This window comes from Mycolicibacter senuensis (assembly GCF_002101885.1).
GTDB lineage: Bacteria > Actinomycetota > Actinomycetes > Mycobacteriales > Mycobacteriaceae > Mycobacterium > Mycobacterium senuense.
The window spans coordinates 246,094-264,140 of record NZ_LQPS01000043.1 but is presented as its reverse complement, the minus strand read 5'-3'; the positions used below and the strand labels follow the sequence as shown (position 1 = coordinate 264,140).

Genomic DNA, 18,047 nt, shown 5'->3' with positions numbered 1-18,047 from the left:
CGCTAGTACACCCGGCCGCGCAGCATCACCAGATCGGGTCTCCGCAACACATCCGGCCCGGTGCGCGGGTCGTCGGCGAAGCACACCAGGTCGGCCGGGGCGCCGTGCTCCAGTAGCGGCGCGTCCAGCCAGCGCCGGGCGTCCCAGCACGCCGAGCCCAGCGCCTCGGTGGCGCTCAGTCCGATCCCGGTCAGGGCATCCACCTCATCGGCGATCCGGCCGTGGGCGACCATGCCGCCGGCGTCGCTGCCCGCGTAGATCGGGATTCCGGCTTCCCGGGCGGCGCTGAGTCGCGTGCGGGACGAGTCGTGCAGCGCGCGCATGTGCGCGGCGTAAGTCGGGTATTTGGCGGCCGAATCGGCGATTCCGGGGAAATTGTCGATGTTGATCAGGGTCGGCACCAGCGCGGTGCCGTGCGCCAGCATCAGCGTGATGATGTCGTCGGTGATGCCGGTGCCGTGCTCGATGCAGTCGATGCCGGCGTTGATCAGGCCGGGCAGCGCGTCCTCACCGAACACGTGGGCGGTGACCCGCGCGCCGTTGGCGTGCGCGGCCGCGATGGCCGCGGTGAGCGCCTCGTCGGACCACAGCGGCGCCAGGTCTCCCACCGATCGGTCGATCCAGTCCCCGATCAGCTTCACCCAGCCGTCGCCGGCGCGGGCCTGCTCGGCCACCGCCTCCGGCAGCTGGGACTCGTCGTCGACGTCGATGGCCAGGCCGGGGATGTAGCGCTTGGACTTCGCCAGGTGCCGGCCGGCGCGGACGACGCGCGGCAGGTCGTCGCGGTCGTCGAGGCTGCGGGTGTCGATCGGCACCCCGGGATCGCGCAGCAGCAGCACCCCGGCGCGGCGTTCGGTCTCGGCGTAGTCGATCGCCTCGTCGAGCCCGACCGGTCCACCGGTTCCGATGCCCAGGTGACAATGCGAATCGACCAGGCCGGGGATGATCCAGCCCGGAAAGCCGGAAGAGCCGAAGACGGTTTCGGCGCCCTCGACAGGTTCGAGGCTGATGCGGCCGTCGGCGATCCAGTACTCGACCGGTTCTTCATCGGGCAGCCCGCGGCCGCGAACGTGGTAGACCAATTACTTCTGACCCGGGAAGTTCAGCTTGGACAGGTCGAAATCGGCCAGTCCGGGAGGCAGCTCGTTGAGTCCTTCGGGCAGCTGTGACAGGTCAGGGAATCCGGCCGGCATGCCCGGACCGAATGGACCGCGCACCTTCGGCGGCGTCGGCCCCCGCTTCTTACCCTTCTTGCCCGCCTTACCCTTGCCGCCCTTGGCTTTCCGGGTGGCACTCTTGCGGCCCATCCCGGGCAGTCCCATGCCGCCCATCATCGACGACATCATCTTGCGGGCCTCGAAGAACCGGTCGACGAGCTGGTTGACCTCCGAGACGGCAACCCCGGAGCCGTTGGCGATGCGCAGCCGCCGGGAGGCGTTGATGATCTTCGGGTCGGCGCGCTCGGCGGGGGTCATACCGCGGATGATGGCCTGCAGCCGGTCCAGGTGGCTGTCGTCGACAGCGGCCAGCGCGTCCTTCATCTGGCCGGCGCCGGGCAGCATGCCCAGCAGGTTGCCGATCGGGCCCATCTTGCGGATGGCCAGCATCTGCTCGAGGAAGTCCTCCAGGGTGAGCTCGCCGGTGCCGATCTTGGCGGCGGCCTCCTCCGCCTTCTGCGCGTCGAAGACCTGCTCGGCCTGCTCGATCAGGCTCAGCACGTCGCCCATGCCCAGGATGCGGCTGGCCATCCGGTCCGGGTGGAAGACCTCGAAGTCCTCCAGCTTCTCCCCGGTGGAGGCGAACAGGATCGGGACGCCGGTGACTTCCCGCACCGACAGCGCCGCACCGCCGCGGGCGTCGCCGTCGAGCTTGGTCAGCACGACACCGGTGAAACCGACGCCTTCGCGGAATGCGTCCGCGGTGGCCACGGCGTCCTGGCCGATCATCGCGTCCAGCACGAACAGCACCTCGTCGGGCTGCACGGCGTCGCGGATGGCGGCGGCCTGGGCCATCATCTCCTCGTCGATGCCGAGCCGGCCCGCGGTGTCGACGACGACGACGTCGAAGTGCCTGGCTTTGGCTTCGGCCAGACCGTCGGCGGCGACGGCGACCGGATCCCCCGGCGCGGCATCGGCGGCACCGGCGGCCGAGGTCCCCGGATGGGGCGCGAACACTGCGACCCCGGCTCGTTCGCCGACGACCTGCAACTGGTTGACGGCGCCCGGTCGCTGCAGGTCGCAAGCCACCAGCAACGGGGTGTGGCCCTGGGCTCGCAGCCAGGTGGCCAGCTTGCCGGCCAGGGTGGTCTTACCGGCGCCCTGCAGGCCGGCCAGCATGATGACCGTCGGCGGGGTCTTGGCGAACGCGAGCGTGCGGGTCTGACCGCCGAGGATGCCGATGAGCTCCTCGTTGACGATCTTGACGACCTGTTGGGCCGGGTTGAGCGCACCGGAGACCTCGGCCCCCTTGGCGCGGTCCTTGATCCGGCCGATGAATTCCCGCACCACCGGCAGCGATACGTCGGCCTCCAACAGCGCCAGCCGGATCTCGCGCGCGGTGGCGTCGATGTCGGCGTCGGTGAGACGTCCCTTGCTGCGCAGCCCTTGCAGCGCACCGGTCAACCGGTCGGAGAGCGATTCGAACACGCAGCCAGCCTAGCCGCGACTCGGCGTCAATTCCGGCGAGGGCTGCTACCGCGCCAACTGGAGGTGACGCAGCGCAAGACGTGCGGCATTGGCTCCGCACATGCCGTGCGCACCCGGGCCCGGCGGGGTGGCCGCCGAGCAGATGTAGGTTCCGGGGATCCCGGTGTCGTAGGGCGAGAGCGTGACGCGCGGACCGAACGTCAACTGGCGGAGGTCTTTTGCTCCGGTCATGATGTCGCCGCCGACGAAGTTGGCGTTGTGGGCCGCCAGGTCGGTGGTGGTGCGCACGGTCTGGCCGACGACGCGGTCGCGGAACCCCGGCGCGAACCGCTCGATCTGGGCGATGATCGCCGCGGTGGCGTCGCCGGTGTAGCCATGGGGCACGTGGGCATAGCTCCACACCGGATGGATGTCGCCGACGGATCGCTGCGGGTCAGCCAGATACTGCTGGCCGACCAGGACGAAGGGCCGCTCGGGCATCCGCCGGGCGTGGACATCGCGTTCGGTGGCGGCCAATTCCCCGGCCGTCCCCGCCAGGTGCACGGTGCCGGCCAGCCGGGCGTCGGCGTTGGTCCAGGGCACCCCGCCCTCGACGGCGAAATCGACCTTGAAGGCACCGGGCCCCCGCCGGAACCGCCGGTAGGCGCGCGCCACCCGCCGCGGCAACCGATCGCCGAGGATGCGCGCCACCGCCTCGGGCGCCAGGTCGAACAGCGTCACGTCCGCGGGCGGCAGTTGGGCTGCGGACTCGACCGGAACCCCGGTTTCGATGACGCCGTCCAGTTCGGTCAGGGCTGCCACCATGGCGTCGGCGATCGCCTGTGACCCGCCGGCGGCGACCGCCCAACCGTGCCGGTGCCCGGCGGTGAGAATCCCCAGTCCGATGGCCGAGGTCATCGGGTAGTGCAGGGGCCGGAACGCGTGGGCGGCGACGCCGATGAACAACGCGCGCGCCTGCGGTGTGTGAAACCAGCGCGCCAATGCCGAGGCGGGCAGCACAGTGGGTGCGCCGAACCGGGCCAGCGCCAACGGATGGTGCGGCAGTCGCAGCAGCGGCCCCATGATGCCGTCGTTGAGCGCATCGAAGCGGGCGACCGGCCCGGCGAACAGGGCTCGCCAGCGGCCGCCGTCGCGGCCCAGGCCGGCGGCGGTCTGCTCGACCGAGCGGTACAGCACCCCGGCACTGCCGTCGTCGAGCGGATGGGCGCAGTCGACCTGCGGCCAGCGCCACTCCAAGCCGTATCGCGCCGGGTCCAGTCCGGACAGGAACGGGGATCCGACCGCCATCGGGTGGATCGCCGAGCAGTGGTCGTGCAGCAGGCCCGGCATGATCGCCTCGCTGCTGCGGGTGCCCCCGCCGATCTCGTCGGCGGCTTCCAGCACGGTGACTGCTACGCCGTGCTGCGCCAGGGTGACGGCGGCGGCCAGTCCGTTGGGCCCGGCGCCCACCACCACCGCGGTGCTCACGCCGACACCGCCGACGTCATCGGGGAACCAACCAGGGTGCGGACATGCTCCCCGGAGCGTACCCATCGTCGTGCGCCGGAGACCAGGAAGACAGCTGAGCGCCTCTACCGAGTCTTCCTCGGTATAGCTAGAGTATTTCTCGTGGTAGCACCTGACGCGCGAAGGAAACTGCTGACGGCGGCACGGCAGCGGTTCGGGGCCACCGGCGCGCTGACCGCGACGCTGGAGCAGGTGCGGCGGGAAGCCGGTGTGAGCGTGGGCGCGCTGTACCACCACTTCCCGGACAAGGCCGCGCTGGCGGCCGCGGTGTACGCCCAGGTGATGGCCGAATACCAGGACGGTTTCGTCACCATGCTTCGGGGGCACGCAACCGCCGAGGGCGGCATTCGCGGGGGCGTCGAACACCACCTGCGCTGGGTGGCGGCGCATCGCGGCGAAGCGGCACTGTTGTTGGGCGATCGACTCGACAGCCCGTCGCTGCGCCAGTCCAATGCGCTGTTCTTCGCCGCGGTTCACGACTGGTGGCGTCCACATCAGGGCTACGGCGCGCTGCGGCCCATCCAGACCCCGATCACGGCCGCGCTGTGGTTCGGGCCGGCGCAGGAGTTCAGCCGGCACTGGCTGGCCGGCGGGTCAGCGCGACTGCCGCGCGGTGCCGTCAGAACCTTCGCCGACGCGGCGTGGGCGGCATTGCGGGCCTAGCAGAGCTGGAAGAAGGAGGCGAGATGACCGAATCCCTGTACGACCGCTTGGTCGCCGAGGGAGACGACCCGGACGCACCCGAGCGGGTCCGCGTCGAGCACCGCGGCGACCGGGCGGTGGTGACGCTGCACGAACCCGACCGGCTCAACGTCTTGTCCGCGCCGCTGGTGCGCCAGCTGCGGCGCGCGCTGACCACCCTCGACGGCGACCCGCAGGTGCGCGCGGTGGTGGTGACCGGCGCGGACCCCGGGTTCAGCGCCGGGGGCGACCTGAAGATGATGGCCACCGTCACCGAACGGCGAGCCGATCCGGCCCCGGAGGGCGTCGCCGACGTCTGGCGGTGGATCCGCCGCGAATTCGGCGGTGTCGCCCGGCTCATCGCCACCTCGGACACGATCTTCATCGCCGCACTCAACGGCGCCGCCGCGGGTGTCGGCCTGGCCTGGGCGCTGACCTGCGATCTGACCATCGCCGGCGACCGGGCGGTGATCGTGCCCGCGTTCGGTCGGCTCGGGCTGCTGCCGGAGGTGGGGACCAGCTGGGCCCTGACCCGCCGGCTCGGATATCAGGGCGCGCTGGCCTATTACCTGCGCGGCGAGCCCATTGACGCCCACACCGCGCACCGGCTGGGTCTGGTGCACGAGGTCGTCGCTCACGATCAGCTGCTGACCGCGGCCGACGACTGGTGCTCACGGGTCGCGGCGCTGCCCTCCCACGCCACAGCGATGACCAAACCACTGCTGCGCGCGGCGGCCGATGCCAGCTGGCAGGAGGCGATGACGCTCGAGGAGTTCGCCGAACCGGTCTGTTTCAGCACCGCCGCGTTCGCCGACAACGTGCACACCATGTTGGCCGGGCACCGGGACCCGCCGCGTCGACCCGGCTAGTTCAGCGTGCCGGGTGCCCCGCCCGCACCGCCGGCGCCACCAGTGCCGCCGTCGTTGGGATCACCGGGGAGTCCCGGGGCGCCGGGGGCGCCGCCGGTGGAGCCGCCGCCGCCGCCGTTGCCGCCGTCACCGCCGGGACCGATCGAACCGTTGCCGCCGGCCCCGCCGGCGCCGCCTCGCCCACCGGAACTGTCCACCTGGTCGGCCGCTGCCCCGCCGCTTCCACCGTTTCCGCCGTCGGCGCCGAATCGCCCGCTGCCGCCGGTTCCGCCGGCTCCGCCGGCGCCGCCGTTCCCGCCGGTCGAGCCGATGCCGCCGGCTCCACCCGCGCCGCCGTTGCCGCCTTGGCCCCCGGTGCCCATCGGGTTGTTCACACCGGCGCCACCCGCACCGCCTGCGCCACCGTCGCCGTCATCACCGGCCTGACCGGCCTGACCGATCCAGGCGTTGCTGGCACCGGCCTGCCCGGCCTGGCCCCCGTCGCCGCCGTTGCCGCCGTGGCCGCCGCTGGGCTGGGATGCGGTCCCGGTGGCGCCTGCCGCACCGGTGCCGCCGGACCCGCCGGCACCGCCGTCGCCGCTGTCGCCCAGGAACCAGCCGGCGCTCCCACCGACTCCGCCGGTGCCGCCGTTGCCGCCGTTCAACGCGGTGATCTCCGTGTTGTTGACCCCGGCCCAGCCGGACCCTCCGACACCGCCGGCCCCGCCGAAGCCCCAGGCGGCCAGCGCGTCGCCGCCCTCACCGCCGTTGCCGCCGTCGTGGGTCACCAATTCGTTGCCGTCGAAGGTGTCGTAGAAGCCGGTGCCGCCCCGGCCGCCGACGCCGCCGTCGCCGAGCCACCAGCCACCGGAGCCACCCTGACCGCCGTCGCCGGCCTCGATGACGGTGCCGTTGACGCCGAGGAAGGCGGCCGCGCCCTCACCTCCCGCGCCGCCGTTGCCGAACATTCCGGCGTCGCCGCCCACGCCGCCCATACCGTCGTTGATACCGGCCACGCCGGCCACACCGGTGCCGCCGTCACCGAACAGGAATCCGCCGTCGCCGAGGTCGCCGAATCCGAGCCAGCCGAACAGCGAGGTGTTGGTGCCGGCGAATCCGTCGATGCCGTCACCGATGAGGTCCCGGCCGAACATCAGCACCCACGGGGTGTTGATCAGATCGATCGTGAGCTGGTTGCCCGCGTCGTGCATCCAGACCTGAATCGCACTGTGCAGCGGCAGGTAGAAGCTCTCGTGGTAGAGCTCGGACCAGTCGCCCGGCGAGAACATGTCGAAGTCGGCCGGGCCGATGTCGATCGGATCGGCAACGGCCATGCCGACATCGACCGGCTCGAACACCGACGGGTCGAACCAGCTGCCGGGGTCCAGGAAGTCGAAATCCGCCTGCGCCGACGGTGCGGTCGCCATCGGGGTCAGCGCAAGGGCCAGGGCCGCTGCGGCGCCGCCCACCGCCCGGCACAACCGTTCGGTTGCGGTGACCCCAAGCTTGCCGATTCCGCGGCGATGACGACGGTTCATTTTCCGGAGACCTTTCTGGGACAAATCCGTGTGGACTAGTGCGTGGTGGCGGGCCGAATCGGCCTCAGGCGGCGGTGATCATGTCCAGGCCGAGGAGGTCGGTGATCCAGGACAGGTCGGGATTGCCGTCCAGCAGCGAACCGAGGGAGTCGGTGACGTCCGACGTGTCCGCCGGGTCGGTGGCCATCGCCGAGCCTCCGAACAGCGAAGTCGGGTCCTGGATGTCGAAGTAGACGCGTTGGGCGGCGTTCCAGACTGTCGAGAAGGGTTCCTCCGCCATGAATCCGCCCAGGAAGTAGGTGTTCGGATCCTGCAGTTCCTTGATCGCATCCTGAACCCCTTCGGTCCAGGCGTTGCTCAGCGCGGCGTTGATGTCCGCCCAGCTGATGTTGCTCGGCAGCAGGTCCCAACTGATGGTGGTCGGCACGTTGGCCGGCCCCTGGTTCCAGCCTTCGGTGAGGCTGCCGTAACCCAGGTTCACCAGCACCCGCATGCTGGGCTCCAACAGGGCCGCCAGCGGGCTGCCCCACACCGGGTTGAGCCGCAACAGATCCAACAGCGGCAGAGTCTCGGACGGGATCATGTAGTAGTTGGTCAGGCTGTCGGGGTCGGTGGTCTCCAACGCGATCGCGTTCGCGATGTCTTCGTCGCTCAACCCGAAATATCCGATATGGGTCAAGAACATGCCGGCGATGGCATTGAGCGTCGACAGCAGGTTCAGCGGGTAGCGGGGAAAGTCGGCGTAGCCGTCGTATTCCATCGTGTAGACGTCGGTGGTGAAGTAGTCCGGCGTCGGATGACCAAGGGTCATTCCGTTCCAAAAGCTGAGGTTGCCGCCCCAGAAGTTGAGCATTTCGACAATGCCGCCGTTGGGGTTCGCGGCGTTTCCGACGAGTACGAAGTGGACGTCCTCAGCCGGCACGCCCTGGTGGTAGAGCTGCTCCATCGTCATCGAGGACATCGCCGCGCTCTGCGAATAGCCGAACACGTACACCGGGTTGTCGGGGCCGGCTTGGCCGGTGGCGATCTGTTCGTTGATCGCTGCGGCAAGGATCTGCGCCCCTTGGACTTCCGAGACGTTGCCCGGAAAGTAGAGCTGGGGGGTGAACAGCGACTCCGCCGTCCCGGTGAAGCCGTGCGGCTGCAAGTACATGATGTCGGCGGCGTTGACGTATCCGTCCGACGGCAACGGAATACCGCTGCCGCCCATCACGAATGCGGTGCCTCCGCTGGCTGCCGCGGCGACATCGTCGGAGGCGGCCAGCTGGACCTCAAGTGCCCCGGTGACGGCTGAGGACGCCGCCGCCGAGGGCGACGTCGCACCGCTGACACCGACCACCACGGCGAGCGCGACGAAGACGCTTATGGCAGCGAGGACTGCACGCAGATGGCGAGGCGACCCTGCGCCCCGCAAGCCCGACATCGCTGTGGTATCAGCCATGGAAACTCCCTGAAAGCCCTCGAACATGTCACCAACACGATGCGGAACTGCAACCGAAATTACATCACGCGCAACAGTTTTAGTCAGGAGAACCGCAGAAAGCCAGCCAAACTGACATAACTTGCGTTATTGAGGCGTGATGATAATTTTGGCCATTTCACCGCGCCCGAAACTTCGGCGGACTATCGTCCGCGTAAAGTGTCCGGCGTGGATATAACTGGAGCAAGCGCGATCGTCACCGGTGGCGCATCAGGAATCGGCGCGGCTACTGCCCGCCAGTTGGCCGACAAGGGTGCCCGGGTCGTCGTCGCCGACCTGCAGGCCGACAAGGGGGAGGCGCTCGCCCACGAGATCGGCGGTGTGTTCGTCACCGTCGACGTGACCAACACCGAGCAGATCATCGACGCGGTCAACACCGCCGCCGACCTGGGTCCGCTGCGGGCGCTGGTGAACTCCGCCGGCATCGGCTGGGCCCAGCGCACCATCGGCAAGGACGGCGAATTCGAGTCGGCGCACAACCTGGACGCCTACCGCAAGGTGCTGGCGATCAACTTGATCGGCACCTTCGACTGCATCCGCATCGCGGCCACCGCGATGAGCCGCAACGAGCTCACCGACACCGGCGAGCGGGGCGCGATCGTCAACATGACCAGCGTGGCGGCCTTCGACGGTCAGATCGGGCAGGCCGCCTACTCGTCGTCCAAGGGCGGCGTGGTCGGGATGACCCTGCCGGTCGCGCGCGACCTGTCGGCCGTCGGGATCCGCGTGAACACCGTCGCCCCCGGTCTGATCGACACCCCGATCTACGGGGAGGGCGAGGCATCGGAGGCCTTCAAGGCCAAGCTCGGCGAGTCGGTGCTGTTCCCGCACCGGCTCGGCAAACCCGATGAGCTGGCGTCGATGGTGGTCGAGCTGCTCACCAACTCCTATATGAACGCCGAGGTCGTCCGGGTGGACGGTGGCATCCGGATGCCCCCCAAGTAGTCGCACCGCTGAGCGAGAAGGCCCCCGTTGCGACGGGGGCCTTCTCCGTCGGTCATCGGTCACCTCAGCCCGCGGCCCCGTTCGTTACCGTGGGACTCGACTGTGACGACATGCGGTCTGCGGCCGCAGTGAATTTTCAAGGGGCACGGTGACGACACCAGCGGCCGGAGGCCAACCGACGGAATCCACCGAGGACACCGGCGCCTTCGCCGATCGGGTCACCGATGCGCTCGATGCCGCCAGCCTGGCATTGCTGCTGAGCCTGGGCCATCAAAGCGGCCTGTTCGACGCCATGGTCGCCCTGCCCGCACCGGCGACCAGCGTGCAGATCGCCGACGCCGCCGGGCTCAGCGAACGCTACGTCCGGGAGTGGCTGGGCGGCATGACCGTCGCCGGTGTCGTCGACTACCACCCCGCGACGGCGACCTATCGCCTGCCCGAGCACCGCGCGGCGGTGCTGACCCGTGCGGCCGGCCCCGCCAACCTGGCGCGCGTCGCGCAGTACATCGCGCTGCTCGGCGAGGTCGAACAGCAGGTGCTGTCGTGTTTCCGCGACGGTGGCGGGCTGGCCTACAGCGAATATCCCCGCTTTCACACCGTGATGGCCGAGCGGAGCGGCGAAGTGTTCGACACCGCACTTGTCGAGGTGGTGTTGCCGCTCGTCGAGGGATTGCCGCAACGCCTGCGAGCCGGCGCGGACGTCGCAGATTTCGGCTGCGGCAGCGGCCATGCCGTCAACGTCATGGCGCAGGAATTCAGCAACAGCCGGTTCACCGGCATCGACTTCTCGGCCGAGGGCATCGCACGGGCGAGCCGGGAAGCCGCCCAGCGGGGCCTGACGAATGCGACATTCGAGAGCAGCGACCTGACCACGTTCGACCGTGCCGGCGCCTACGACCTCGTCACCGCGTTCGACGCCATCCACGATCAGGCGCAGCCGGCGCGGGTGCTGGAGAACATCCACCGGTCGCTGCGCGTCGGCGGCATCCTGCTGATGGCGGACGCCAAGGCGTCGAGCCGGTTGGAGGACAACGTCGGCGTCGCCACGAACACCTACCGGTACACGGTGTCCCTGATGCACTGCATGCCGGTCTCGCTGGCGTTGGACGGCGCCGGCCTGGGCACCATGTGGGGCCGCCAGCTGGCTATGTCGATGCTGGCCGACGCCGGCTTCGCCGATGTGGTGTTCACCGAGATCGCCGAGGACCCGTCGAACTACTACTACATCGCCACCAAGCGGTGATCGGGATGGCGCCCGCGCGCTCCCCCGCCCTCAACCGGCCGAGCTGATCTCCGCCGGTGCCGGGCCCGATCGCCCCGGCCGCCGCGCGGCGCCCCAGAGGCCCACACCGATGCCGAGGATCGCGCCGCCGAGGCCGATGAGTTGCTGGCCGCGTTTGAGGTCGGCGTGCACGCTCATCCCGCCCAGCAGGTCGGCCGCGTCAGCACCACCGGACGCCAGGAACCAGCCGCGGGTGTCTCGGCCACGCAATCCCGAGTACAGCAACAGGCCCCCGATCAGGGCGTCGCGGTAGCCCATCGACCGCAGCAGCAGCCGGGCCGACGGCCCCGGGTCGTCCGGCTCCCCCCAGATGCGGTTCGCCCGAAGCGGATCGACCAGGAATGAGACTCCCGAGGCCAGCCGAATGCTGCCGGCGGCAAGCGCGGCGCGGTCCATCACCATGGACCGCAGCCTAGGGCGGGCCAGGGGTGCCCGCAGCTATTTCCAGGCGAAGACGGGTTGCTCCAGTTCATCGACCGGGTCTCCTCGACCCTCTAGGCACAACCACCGCAATTGCAACAGCACCGCACCCGTCGGCGCGTGAATGAGGTCGTTGCCCAACGGGATCTGCACCACCGGACGCGGGCTCTCCGGGATGGTGATGAAGCGCGGGGAGTCCGCACGCTGCAATTGGTGCAGGCCCACCCGGTAGACCGCCACCACCTCGTCGGGCGCGGGCTGCGGGTCGAGTCGCCCACCGCCCCAGACCACCACCGGGGTGATGACGTATCCCGAGCGGGTCGGGTAGTCGTCGAGGAGACCGAGCACGGCCGAGCCGGGCAGCCCGACACCGACCTCCTCGTCCAGCTCCCGCAGCGCAGCGTCGACCGCGGTTTCGCCGGGATCCAGCCGCCCGCCCGGCAGCGCCCACTGCGCGGCGTGCGAGGTGAGACGGGACGCTCTGCGGCACAACAGGAAAGCAGCTCCGCCCGACACGTCGACCATGCGGCCGTCGAGGCCCGCCTCCGGCATGGGCCGCCCACCGATCCAGTCGTCCACGGGGGCCGGGTCGACCCGGTCTTCGCCGGTCTCGGAGTCCACCAGCACCACCGCGACGGCCGCATGCCGCTTCGACGGGTCCGTCACGACGCGGCGGTCGTGCGCGACCAGGCGGGCCCGGATCCGGTCCCGCAGCGCCTCGTCGTAGCCGATGCTCACGGCGTGATCGGTCAGCCGGCGTTGCGCGCCAGGTTGATGGCGTACTCGCTGACGAAGTGCCCGGCGGCGGGTTCGCCGGCGCCGCAACTGCCGTCGGACTCCCCCACCCGCTTGACCCACAGGTAGGCGTCGGCGTGCGCGCCGGCGGTGTCGGCGGTCGGCGGCGTGCCGAGGGCCCGTCCACTCGGGTTGCACCAGCCGAACGGATCGCCTTCGGCAGGCCCGACGCCGTTGCGGGAGGTGTCGATGACGTAGTGCTTGCCGCCCGTCATGCCGGAGATCTCTTCGCCGTAGCCGATCTGCTCTTCGGTGGTGAAGTAGTTCGTGGAGTTGAGGGCGAAGCCCCGCGCGCGCGCCACCCCGGCCTGGTTGAGCCGGTTGGCCATTTCACCGGCGTTGACCCAGCGCGAGTGCCCGGCGTCGACGTAGACGGCGGTGGCCGGGTTGCGCCCCAGCGTGTCGACGGCGTAGCTGATCAGGTCGAAGCGCTCCTGGCGCTGGTCTCCGGAGAGGCAGTCGGCCATCGCCAGCGCATCGGGTTCCAGGATGATCGCGGCCGGGTTGCCGCCGATCCCGTCGGCGACGCTGTCGATCCAGGCGCGGTAGGACGCACCGGAGGAGAAGCCGCCGGCCGCATAGCTGCCGCAGTCGCGGTGCGGGATGGCGTAGAGCACCAGCACCGGCATGGCGCCGGCCGCAGCGGCCGCGCCGGTGTGGCGGGCCACCGTGGCTCCGACGGAACCGACCCCGAACGCCTGGTCGAGCCAGTACGCCTGCGGCGTGTTGGCGACCCGGGCCAGTTCGGCGCTGTCGGGCTGGGCGTTGGAGGCATGCATCGCCTTCGAGATCGGGTCGACGTAGAACGGCATCCCGGCCAGCGGGTTGTCGCCGTCGGCCAGGGCCGGCCCGGCGCCGGCGAGGGCCATGACGGCCAGGAACGGGAGGAGGCAGCGCGCTACTGCGCCAAATGCTGAGGGGAGCACATGAAAAAATTACCTCACGCGCCGATCGGTGGTAACAGGCCGGTCACGATCGCTGGTGGCGCGCTCAGCCCAGCAGCGCGTCGACGAAGGCCGCCGGCTCGAACGGCGCCAGGTCGTCCGGCCCCTCGCCCAGGCCCACCAGCTTGACCGGCACCCCCAGCTCCTGTTGCACCCGGAAGACGATGCCGCCCTTGGCGGTGCCGTCCAGTTTGGTCAGCACCACCCCGGTGATGTCGACGACGTCGGCGAACACCCGGGCCTGCGCCAGCCCGTTCTGGCCGATGGTGGCGTCGAGCACCAGCAGCACCTCGTCGACGGAGGCACGGCGTTCCACCACCCGTTTGACCTTGCCGAGTTCGTCCATCAGGCCGGTCTTGGTGTGCAGCCGGCCGGCGGTGTCGACGACCACGACGTCGGCACCGGACGAGACGCCCTTGTCGACGGCGTCGAACGCGACCGAGGCCGGGTCGGCGCCCTCGGCACCGCGCACCACCTCGGCACCCACCCGCGCCGCCCAGGTCTGCAGCTGGTCGGCGGCGGCGGCACGGAAGGTGTCGGCCGCGCCCAGCACCACCCGTCGGCCGTCGGCCACCAACACCCGGGCCAGCTTGCCGACGGTGGTGGTCTTGCCGGTGCCGTTGACGCCGACCACCAGCAGCACCGACGGGTGCTCGTCGTGCGGCAGGGCCTTCACCGAGCGGTCCAGCGCGGGCTGCAGCTCGCCGATCAGCACGTCGCGCAGCACGGTGCGGGCGTCGGCTTCGGTGCGCACCTGACCGCCGGCCAGCTTTTCCCGCAGCCGGGTGACCACCGCGTCGGTGATCACCGGCCCCAGGTCGGCCACCAGCAGGGTGTCCTCGACGTCCTGCCAGGAGTCCTCGTCGAGGTCACCACCGCCGAGCAGCCCGAGCATGCTACGTCCCAACGCGTTCTGCGACTTGGCCAACCGGCCGCGCAGCCGCTGCATCCGGCCTTCAACCGGCTCGATGTCCGGCTCGAGCTCCGGCTCGAGGCCGGCTTCGAAGGTGTCATCGACGATCGGCGGGGCCGCGGTCTCGGGAGGCGTCTCGGGCAGTTCGACGTCGGTGATCGTGCGCCGGGGAGCGTCGCGCGGAATGGTCGCGTCGTCCCCGATGACCGGGGCCGGCGGCTCGGGCGACAGCTCGGTTCGGCTGAAGGTGATGCCCGAGGACGCGGCGTAGCCACCCGATCGGTCCAGGCTCTCGCGCTGCGGAGCGGACAGGCTGATGCGCCGGCGGCGGTGACGCACCAGGCCCAGGATCACGGCGGTGAGGAGAACGAGGGCGGCGAGGACGCCGGCGATGATCCACAGACTTTGAGACGACACGCCCGCCATTGTGGCAGTAGCCGCCCCGGCGGTGTTCAGGCCTGGCTGGAGACCAGCTCTTGCCCGCGGATGCGCTGGGAGATCACCGCGGTGATCCCGTCGCCCTGCATGGTGACGCCGTACAGCGCGTCGGCGACCTCCATCGTCGGCTTCTGGTGGGTGATCACGATCAGCTGCGAACGCGCCCGCAGCATCTCGAACAGCGCCAGCAGGCGACGCAGGTTGGTGTCATCCAGGGCGGCCTCGACCTCGTCCATGATGTAGAACGGCGACGGGCGGGCCCGGAAGATCGCGACCAGCATGGCGATCGCGGTCAGCGACTTCTCGCCGCCGGACAGCAGCGACAGCCGCTTGACCTTCTTGCCAGGCGGGCGGGCTTCGACGTCGACGCCGGTGGTCAGCATGTCGGTCGGATCGGTCAGCAGCAGCCGGCCCTCCCCGCCCGGGAACAGCGCCGCGAACACGTCGCGGAATTCGCGCTCGACGTCGGTGTAGGCGTCGGTGAACACCTGCAGGATGCGGGTGTCGACTTGCGCGACCACGTCGAGCAGGTCTTTGCGGGCCGCCTTGACGTCTTCGAGCTGGGTGGACAAGAAGTTGTAGCGCTCTTCGAGTGCCGCGAACTCCTCCAGCGCGAGCGGGTTGACCCGGCCCAGCTCGGCCAGTTCACGCTCCGCGCGCTTGGCCCGGCGCTCCTGGGTGGGCCGGTCGAAGGGCATGGGGGCCGGCGCGGTGACCTGCTCGCCGCGGGCGCGGGCCTGCTCGAACTCAGCCATCTCCAGTTCGGTCGGCGGCAACGGAACATCGGGACCGTACTCGGCGATCAGATCCTGCGAACTCATCCCGAACTGTTCGAGCACCGTCTGCTCGAGTTGCTCGATGCGCAGTGCGGCTTGCGCCTTGGCCACCTCGTCGCGGTGCAGCGACTCGGTGAGTGCGGTGATGCGGGTGCTCAGCGAGTTCACCTCGTCGCGGACGGCGGCCATCGCTGCGGCCCGCTGCTGGCGTTCGCCGGCCAGCCCGTCTCGGATGCCTGACGCCGCTGCCACCACCAGTTGCAGGCGCCGCGCCAACGCAGTCCCGGCGTCGGCCACCGCGGCCGCCGTGGTCGCGGCGAGCGCCCGGGCCGCGCGGGCCCGTTCGGCGCGCACCCGCGCCTCGCGTTCGGCGGCGGCGGCCCGGCGCAGCGAATCCGCCTTGCCCCGAACGGCGTTGGCGCGTTCCTCGGCGGTGCGCACCGCCAGCCGCGCCTCCACCTCGACGCTGCGGGCCGCCTCGGCGGCGGCCGCGATCTGCTGCCGGTCCACCGGCTCGGCAGCGGCGGTCGGCTGGTCCTGCTCGGCGTTGCGCAGCCGAGTCTCCAACTCCCCCAGTTCGGTGACCGTCTGCGCCCGGCCGGCCTCCAGCTCTTCGCGTTCCCGCAGCCGGCGGCGCCACTCGGCCTCGGCGGCGCGGGCGTCCTGGCCCAGCCGGCCCAGCCGCTCGTGGGTTGCGGCGATCGCGGCGTCGGATTCGTTGAGCGCGGCCAGCGCCTGCTCGGTGGCGTCCTGGCGGGCGGCCTGCTCGGTCAGGGCGCCGGACAGGGCGGCACTGAGCTGCCCGACCTGCGTTTCGGCGCCGGCCAGATCGGTGCGGGCCTTGTCGATCTCGCTGGTGATCTCCAGGGTGGACGGCTTGCGGTCCGAGCCGCCGCTCACCCAGCCCGCGCCGACCAGATCGCCGTCGAGAGTCACCGCCCGCACCCCCGGACGGGTGGTCACCAACTCCAGCGCCGCGGGCAGGTCGGCGACCACCGCCACCGACGACAACATCGCCGTCATCGCGCCGCGCAGCCGGTCGGGGGCCTCGACCAGGTCCAGCGCCCACTGCGCGCCGTCGGGCAGGGCGGCGCGCTGTTCGGGAGCCGGCGGCAGCGGCCAGTCCCCGAGCACGATCGCGGCCCGCCCGCCGTCGGCGCTCTTCAGCGCGTGCAGCGCCGCGCGGGCCGCACCGGCGTTCTCCGCGGCCAGCGCGTCGGCGGCCGACCCGAGCACCGCGGCCAGCGCCGCCTCATACCCTGAGCACACCTTGACCAGCTTGGCGACCGACCCGAAAAGCCCCGAACCACCGTGGTTCTGGGCCAGCCAGGCCGCGCCGTCGCGGCGTTCCAGCCCCATGGACAAGGCGTCGATGCGAGCACGCAGCGAGGCCACCTGTCGTTCGGCGCCACGTTCGGCGGCCTGCAGTTCGGAGACCCGCTCGTCGGCCAGCCGCAGCGCGGCGACCGTCCGCTCGTGTTGCTCGTCGAGGCTGACCTCGCCCTGGTCGAGCTGACCGACCCGGCCCTGCACGGTTTCGAACTCCGCCTGGGCGGCTTGGGCACGCGCGGCGGCCTCCTCGATGCGCCCCGACAACTGCGCCACGTGGGCGTCGATCGACTCGACGCGCGCCCGGACGGTCTCCACCTGCCCGGTCAGCCGGGCCAGGCCCTCGCGACGGTCGGCTTCGGCACGGACCGCGGCCAGATGCGCCTTCTCGGCCTCCGCGCTGCGGCGTTCGCGTTCGGCCAACTCGGCGCGGGCAGCTTCCAGCCGGGTGCCGGCGTCGGCCAGTTCGGCCAGCAGCTGCTGCTCGGCGGCGGCCACCTGCTCGGCCTCGGCATCCAGCGCGTCGGGGTCGACGCCGCCGCTGGTGATCGGCTCCTCGTCGAGGTGTTGCGCGCGTTCGCTGGCGATGCGCACGGTGGCGCTGACCCGTTCGGCCAGCGCCGACAGCGAGAACCAGGTCTGCTGGGCGGCCTCGGCGCGTTGCGTCAAGGTGGCGACCGCGGACTCGTGGGCGGTCAACTCGTCGGCGGCCGCCGTCAGCCGCTCGGTGATCTGGTCGTGTTCGCGGCGCAACGTCGCCTCGGCGTCGCCTGCGCCGGCGAACTCGGTCTGCCGCGTGACCAGGTCGTCGGCGACCAGCCGCAGCCGGGCGTCGCGCAGGTCGGCCTGGATGGTGGCGGCTCGGCGCGCCATCTCGGCCTGGCGCCCCAGCGGTTTGAGCTGGCGGCGCAGTTCGGTGGTCAGGTCGGTCAGCCGGGCCAGGTTGGCCGACATCGCGTCGAGTTTGCGGACCGCCTTTTCCTTGCGTTTGCGGTGTTTGAGGACACCGGCGGCCTCTTCGATGAACGCCCGGCGGTCTTCGGGCCGCGACTCGAGGATCTGTGCCAGCCGGCCCTGGCCGACGATGACGTGCATCTCGCGCCCGATCCCGGAGTCGCTGAGCAGCTCCTGGATGTCCATCAGCCGGCAACTCGAACCGTTGATCTCGTATTCGCTGGCGCCGTCGCGGAACATCCGCCGGGTGATGGACACCTCGGCGTACTCGATCGGCAGCGCGTTGTCGGAGTTGTCGATGGTGACGGTGACCTCGGCGCGCCCGAGCGGGGCGCGGGAGGACGTGCCGGCGAAGATGACGTCTTCCATCTTGCCGCCGCGCAGCGTCTTGGCGCCCTGCTCGCCCATCACCCAGGCCAGCGCGTCGACCACGTTGGATTTGCCCGAGCCGTTGGGCCCGACCACGGCGGTGATGCCCGGCTCGAAGCGCAGAGTCGTCGGCGAGGCGAAGGACTTGAAGCCCTTCAGCGTCAAACTCTTGAGGTGCACGGGG

At 70.8% G+C, this 18,047-nt stretch carries 14 protein-coding genes; 4 read left to right on the top strand and 10 right to left on the bottom strand.

Annotation, left to right across the window (positions count from 1 at the left end; translation table 11 throughout):
- Positions 1–2: 2 nt before the first annotated feature.
- From AWC24_RS15555 to AWC24_RS15545, 3 genes are read right to left on the bottom strand one after another with little or no spacing between them, the layout of a single operon-like run.
- Positions 3–1,082, bottom strand: coding sequence for an amidohydrolase family protein (locus tag AWC24_RS15555; RefSeq protein WP_085086398.1), 1,080 nt, complete (start codon positions 1,080–1,082; stop codon positions 3–5).
- Positions 1,083–2,645, bottom strand: a complete 1,563-nt coding sequence (ffh, locus tag AWC24_RS15550; protein ID WP_085086396.1) for a signal recognition particle protein — start codon at positions 2,643–2,645, stop codon at positions 1,083–1,085.
- Between the two features lie 45 nt (positions 2,646–2,690).
- Positions 2,691–4,112, bottom strand: coding sequence for a phytoene desaturase family protein (locus tag AWC24_RS15545; protein WP_085086394.1), 1,422 nt, complete (start codon positions 4,110–4,112; stop codon positions 2,691–2,693).
- 141 nt (positions 4,113–4,253) lie between these two features.
- Here AWC24_RS15545 and AWC24_RS15540 point away from each other — a divergent pair, with 141 nt between their 5' ends.
- Positions 4,254–4,814 carry a TetR/AcrR family transcriptional regulator gene (locus tag AWC24_RS15540; RefSeq protein WP_085086392.1) on the top strand — a complete coding sequence of 187 codons (561 nt, stop codon included), beginning with the start codon at positions 4,254–4,256 and terminating at the stop codon, positions 4,812–4,814.
- A 23-nt stretch (positions 4,815–4,837) separates the two neighbouring features.
- The gene (locus tag AWC24_RS15535) at positions 4,838–5,701 is read left to right on the top strand and encodes an enoyl-CoA hydratase/isomerase family protein (RefSeq protein ID WP_085087105.1); all 864 of its coding nucleotides are present in this window, start codon (positions 4,838–4,840) and stop codon (positions 5,699–5,701) included.
- On the opposite strand, the gene AWC24_RS23110 is transcribed toward AWC24_RS15535, so the two are convergent.
- Entirely contained in the window at positions 5,698–7,218 is a 1,521-nt protein-coding gene (locus AWC24_RS23110; protein WP_133055732.1) for a hypothetical protein, read from the bottom strand. The two genes, AWC24_RS15535 and AWC24_RS23110, sit on opposite strands and share 4 nt — an antisense overlap.
- A 64-nt stretch (positions 7,219–7,282) precedes the next feature.
- The gene (locus AWC24_RS15520; protein WP_234807392.1) at positions 7,283–8,659 is read right to left on the bottom strand and encodes a PE-PPE domain-containing protein; all 1,377 of its coding nucleotides are present in this window, start codon (positions 8,657–8,659) and stop codon (positions 7,283–7,285) included.
- A gap of 207 nt (positions 8,660–8,866) precedes the next feature.
- On the opposite strand from AWC24_RS15520, the gene AWC24_RS15515 reads away from it, so the two are divergent.
- Both AWC24_RS15515 and AWC24_RS15510 read left to right on the top strand, forming a co-directional pair.
- Positions 8,867–9,643, top strand: coding sequence for an SDR family NAD(P)-dependent oxidoreductase (locus AWC24_RS15515; protein ID WP_085086390.1), 777 nt, complete (start codon positions 8,867–8,869; stop codon positions 9,641–9,643).
- A gap of 148 nt (positions 9,644–9,791) precedes the next feature.
- The gene (locus AWC24_RS15510; protein ID WP_085086388.1) at positions 9,792–10,886 is read left to right on the top strand and encodes a class I SAM-dependent methyltransferase; all 1,095 of its coding nucleotides are present in this window, start codon (positions 9,792–9,794) and stop codon (positions 10,884–10,886) included.
- A gap of 30 nt (positions 10,887–10,916) precedes the next feature.
- On the opposite strand, the gene AWC24_RS15505 is transcribed toward AWC24_RS15510, so the two are convergent.
- The 5 genes from AWC24_RS15505 to smc all read right to left on the bottom strand — a co-directional run bounded on the left by AWC24_RS15505 (position 10,917) and on the right by smc (position 18,043).
- On the bottom strand, positions 10,917–11,327 hold the full coding sequence (locus AWC24_RS15505; RefSeq protein WP_085086386.1) for a DUF4267 domain-containing protein: 411 nt from the start codon (positions 11,325–11,327) through the stop codon (positions 10,917–10,919).
- A 36-nt stretch (positions 11,328–11,363) separates the two neighbouring features.
- Entirely contained in the window at positions 11,364–12,083 is a 720-nt protein-coding gene (locus tag AWC24_RS15500) for an NUDIX hydrolase (RefSeq protein ID WP_085086384.1), read from the bottom strand.
- An 11-nt stretch (positions 12,084–12,094) separates the two neighbouring features.
- Entirely contained in the window at positions 12,095–13,009 is a 915-nt protein-coding gene (locus AWC24_RS15495) for a glycoside hydrolase family 6 protein (RefSeq protein WP_109560498.1), read from the bottom strand.
- Between the two features lie 121 nt (positions 13,010–13,130).
- Entirely contained in the window at positions 13,131–14,414 is a 1,284-nt protein-coding gene (ftsY, locus tag AWC24_RS15490; RefSeq protein WP_234807391.1) for a signal recognition particle-docking protein FtsY, read from the bottom strand.
- 35 nt (positions 14,415–14,449) lie between these two features.
- Positions 14,450–18,043 (bottom strand): chromosome segregation protein SMC, encoded by a 3,594-nt coding sequence (gene smc / locus AWC24_RS15485; protein ID WP_085086378.1) that lies wholly within the window; start codon positions 18,041–18,043, stop codon positions 14,450–14,452.
- Positions 18,044–18,047 lie beyond the last annotated feature (4 nt).

Excerpts from the sequence above, each read along its gene's own strand:
- AWC24_RS15520 (WP_234807392.1), bottom strand. The coding sequence starts at position 8,659 with ATGGCTGATACCACAGCGATGTCGGGCTTGCGGGGCGCAGGGTCGCCT.
- AWC24_RS23110 (WP_133055732.1), bottom strand. The coding sequence starts at position 7,218 with ATGAACCGTCGTCATCGCCGCGGAATCGGCAAGCTTGGGGTCACCGCA.
- AWC24_RS15535 (WP_085087105.1), top strand. The coding sequence starts at position 4,838 with ATGACCGAATCCCTGTACGACCGCTTGGTCGCCGAGGGAGACGACCCG.
- AWC24_RS15505 (WP_085086386.1), bottom strand. The coding sequence starts at position 11,327 with ATGGTGATGGACCGCGCCGCGCTTGCCGCCGGCAGCATTCGGCTGGCC.
- AWC24_RS15495 (WP_109560498.1), bottom strand. The coding sequence starts at position 13,009 with ATGGCCCTCGCCGGCGCCGGGCCGGCCCTGGCCGACGGCGACAACCCG.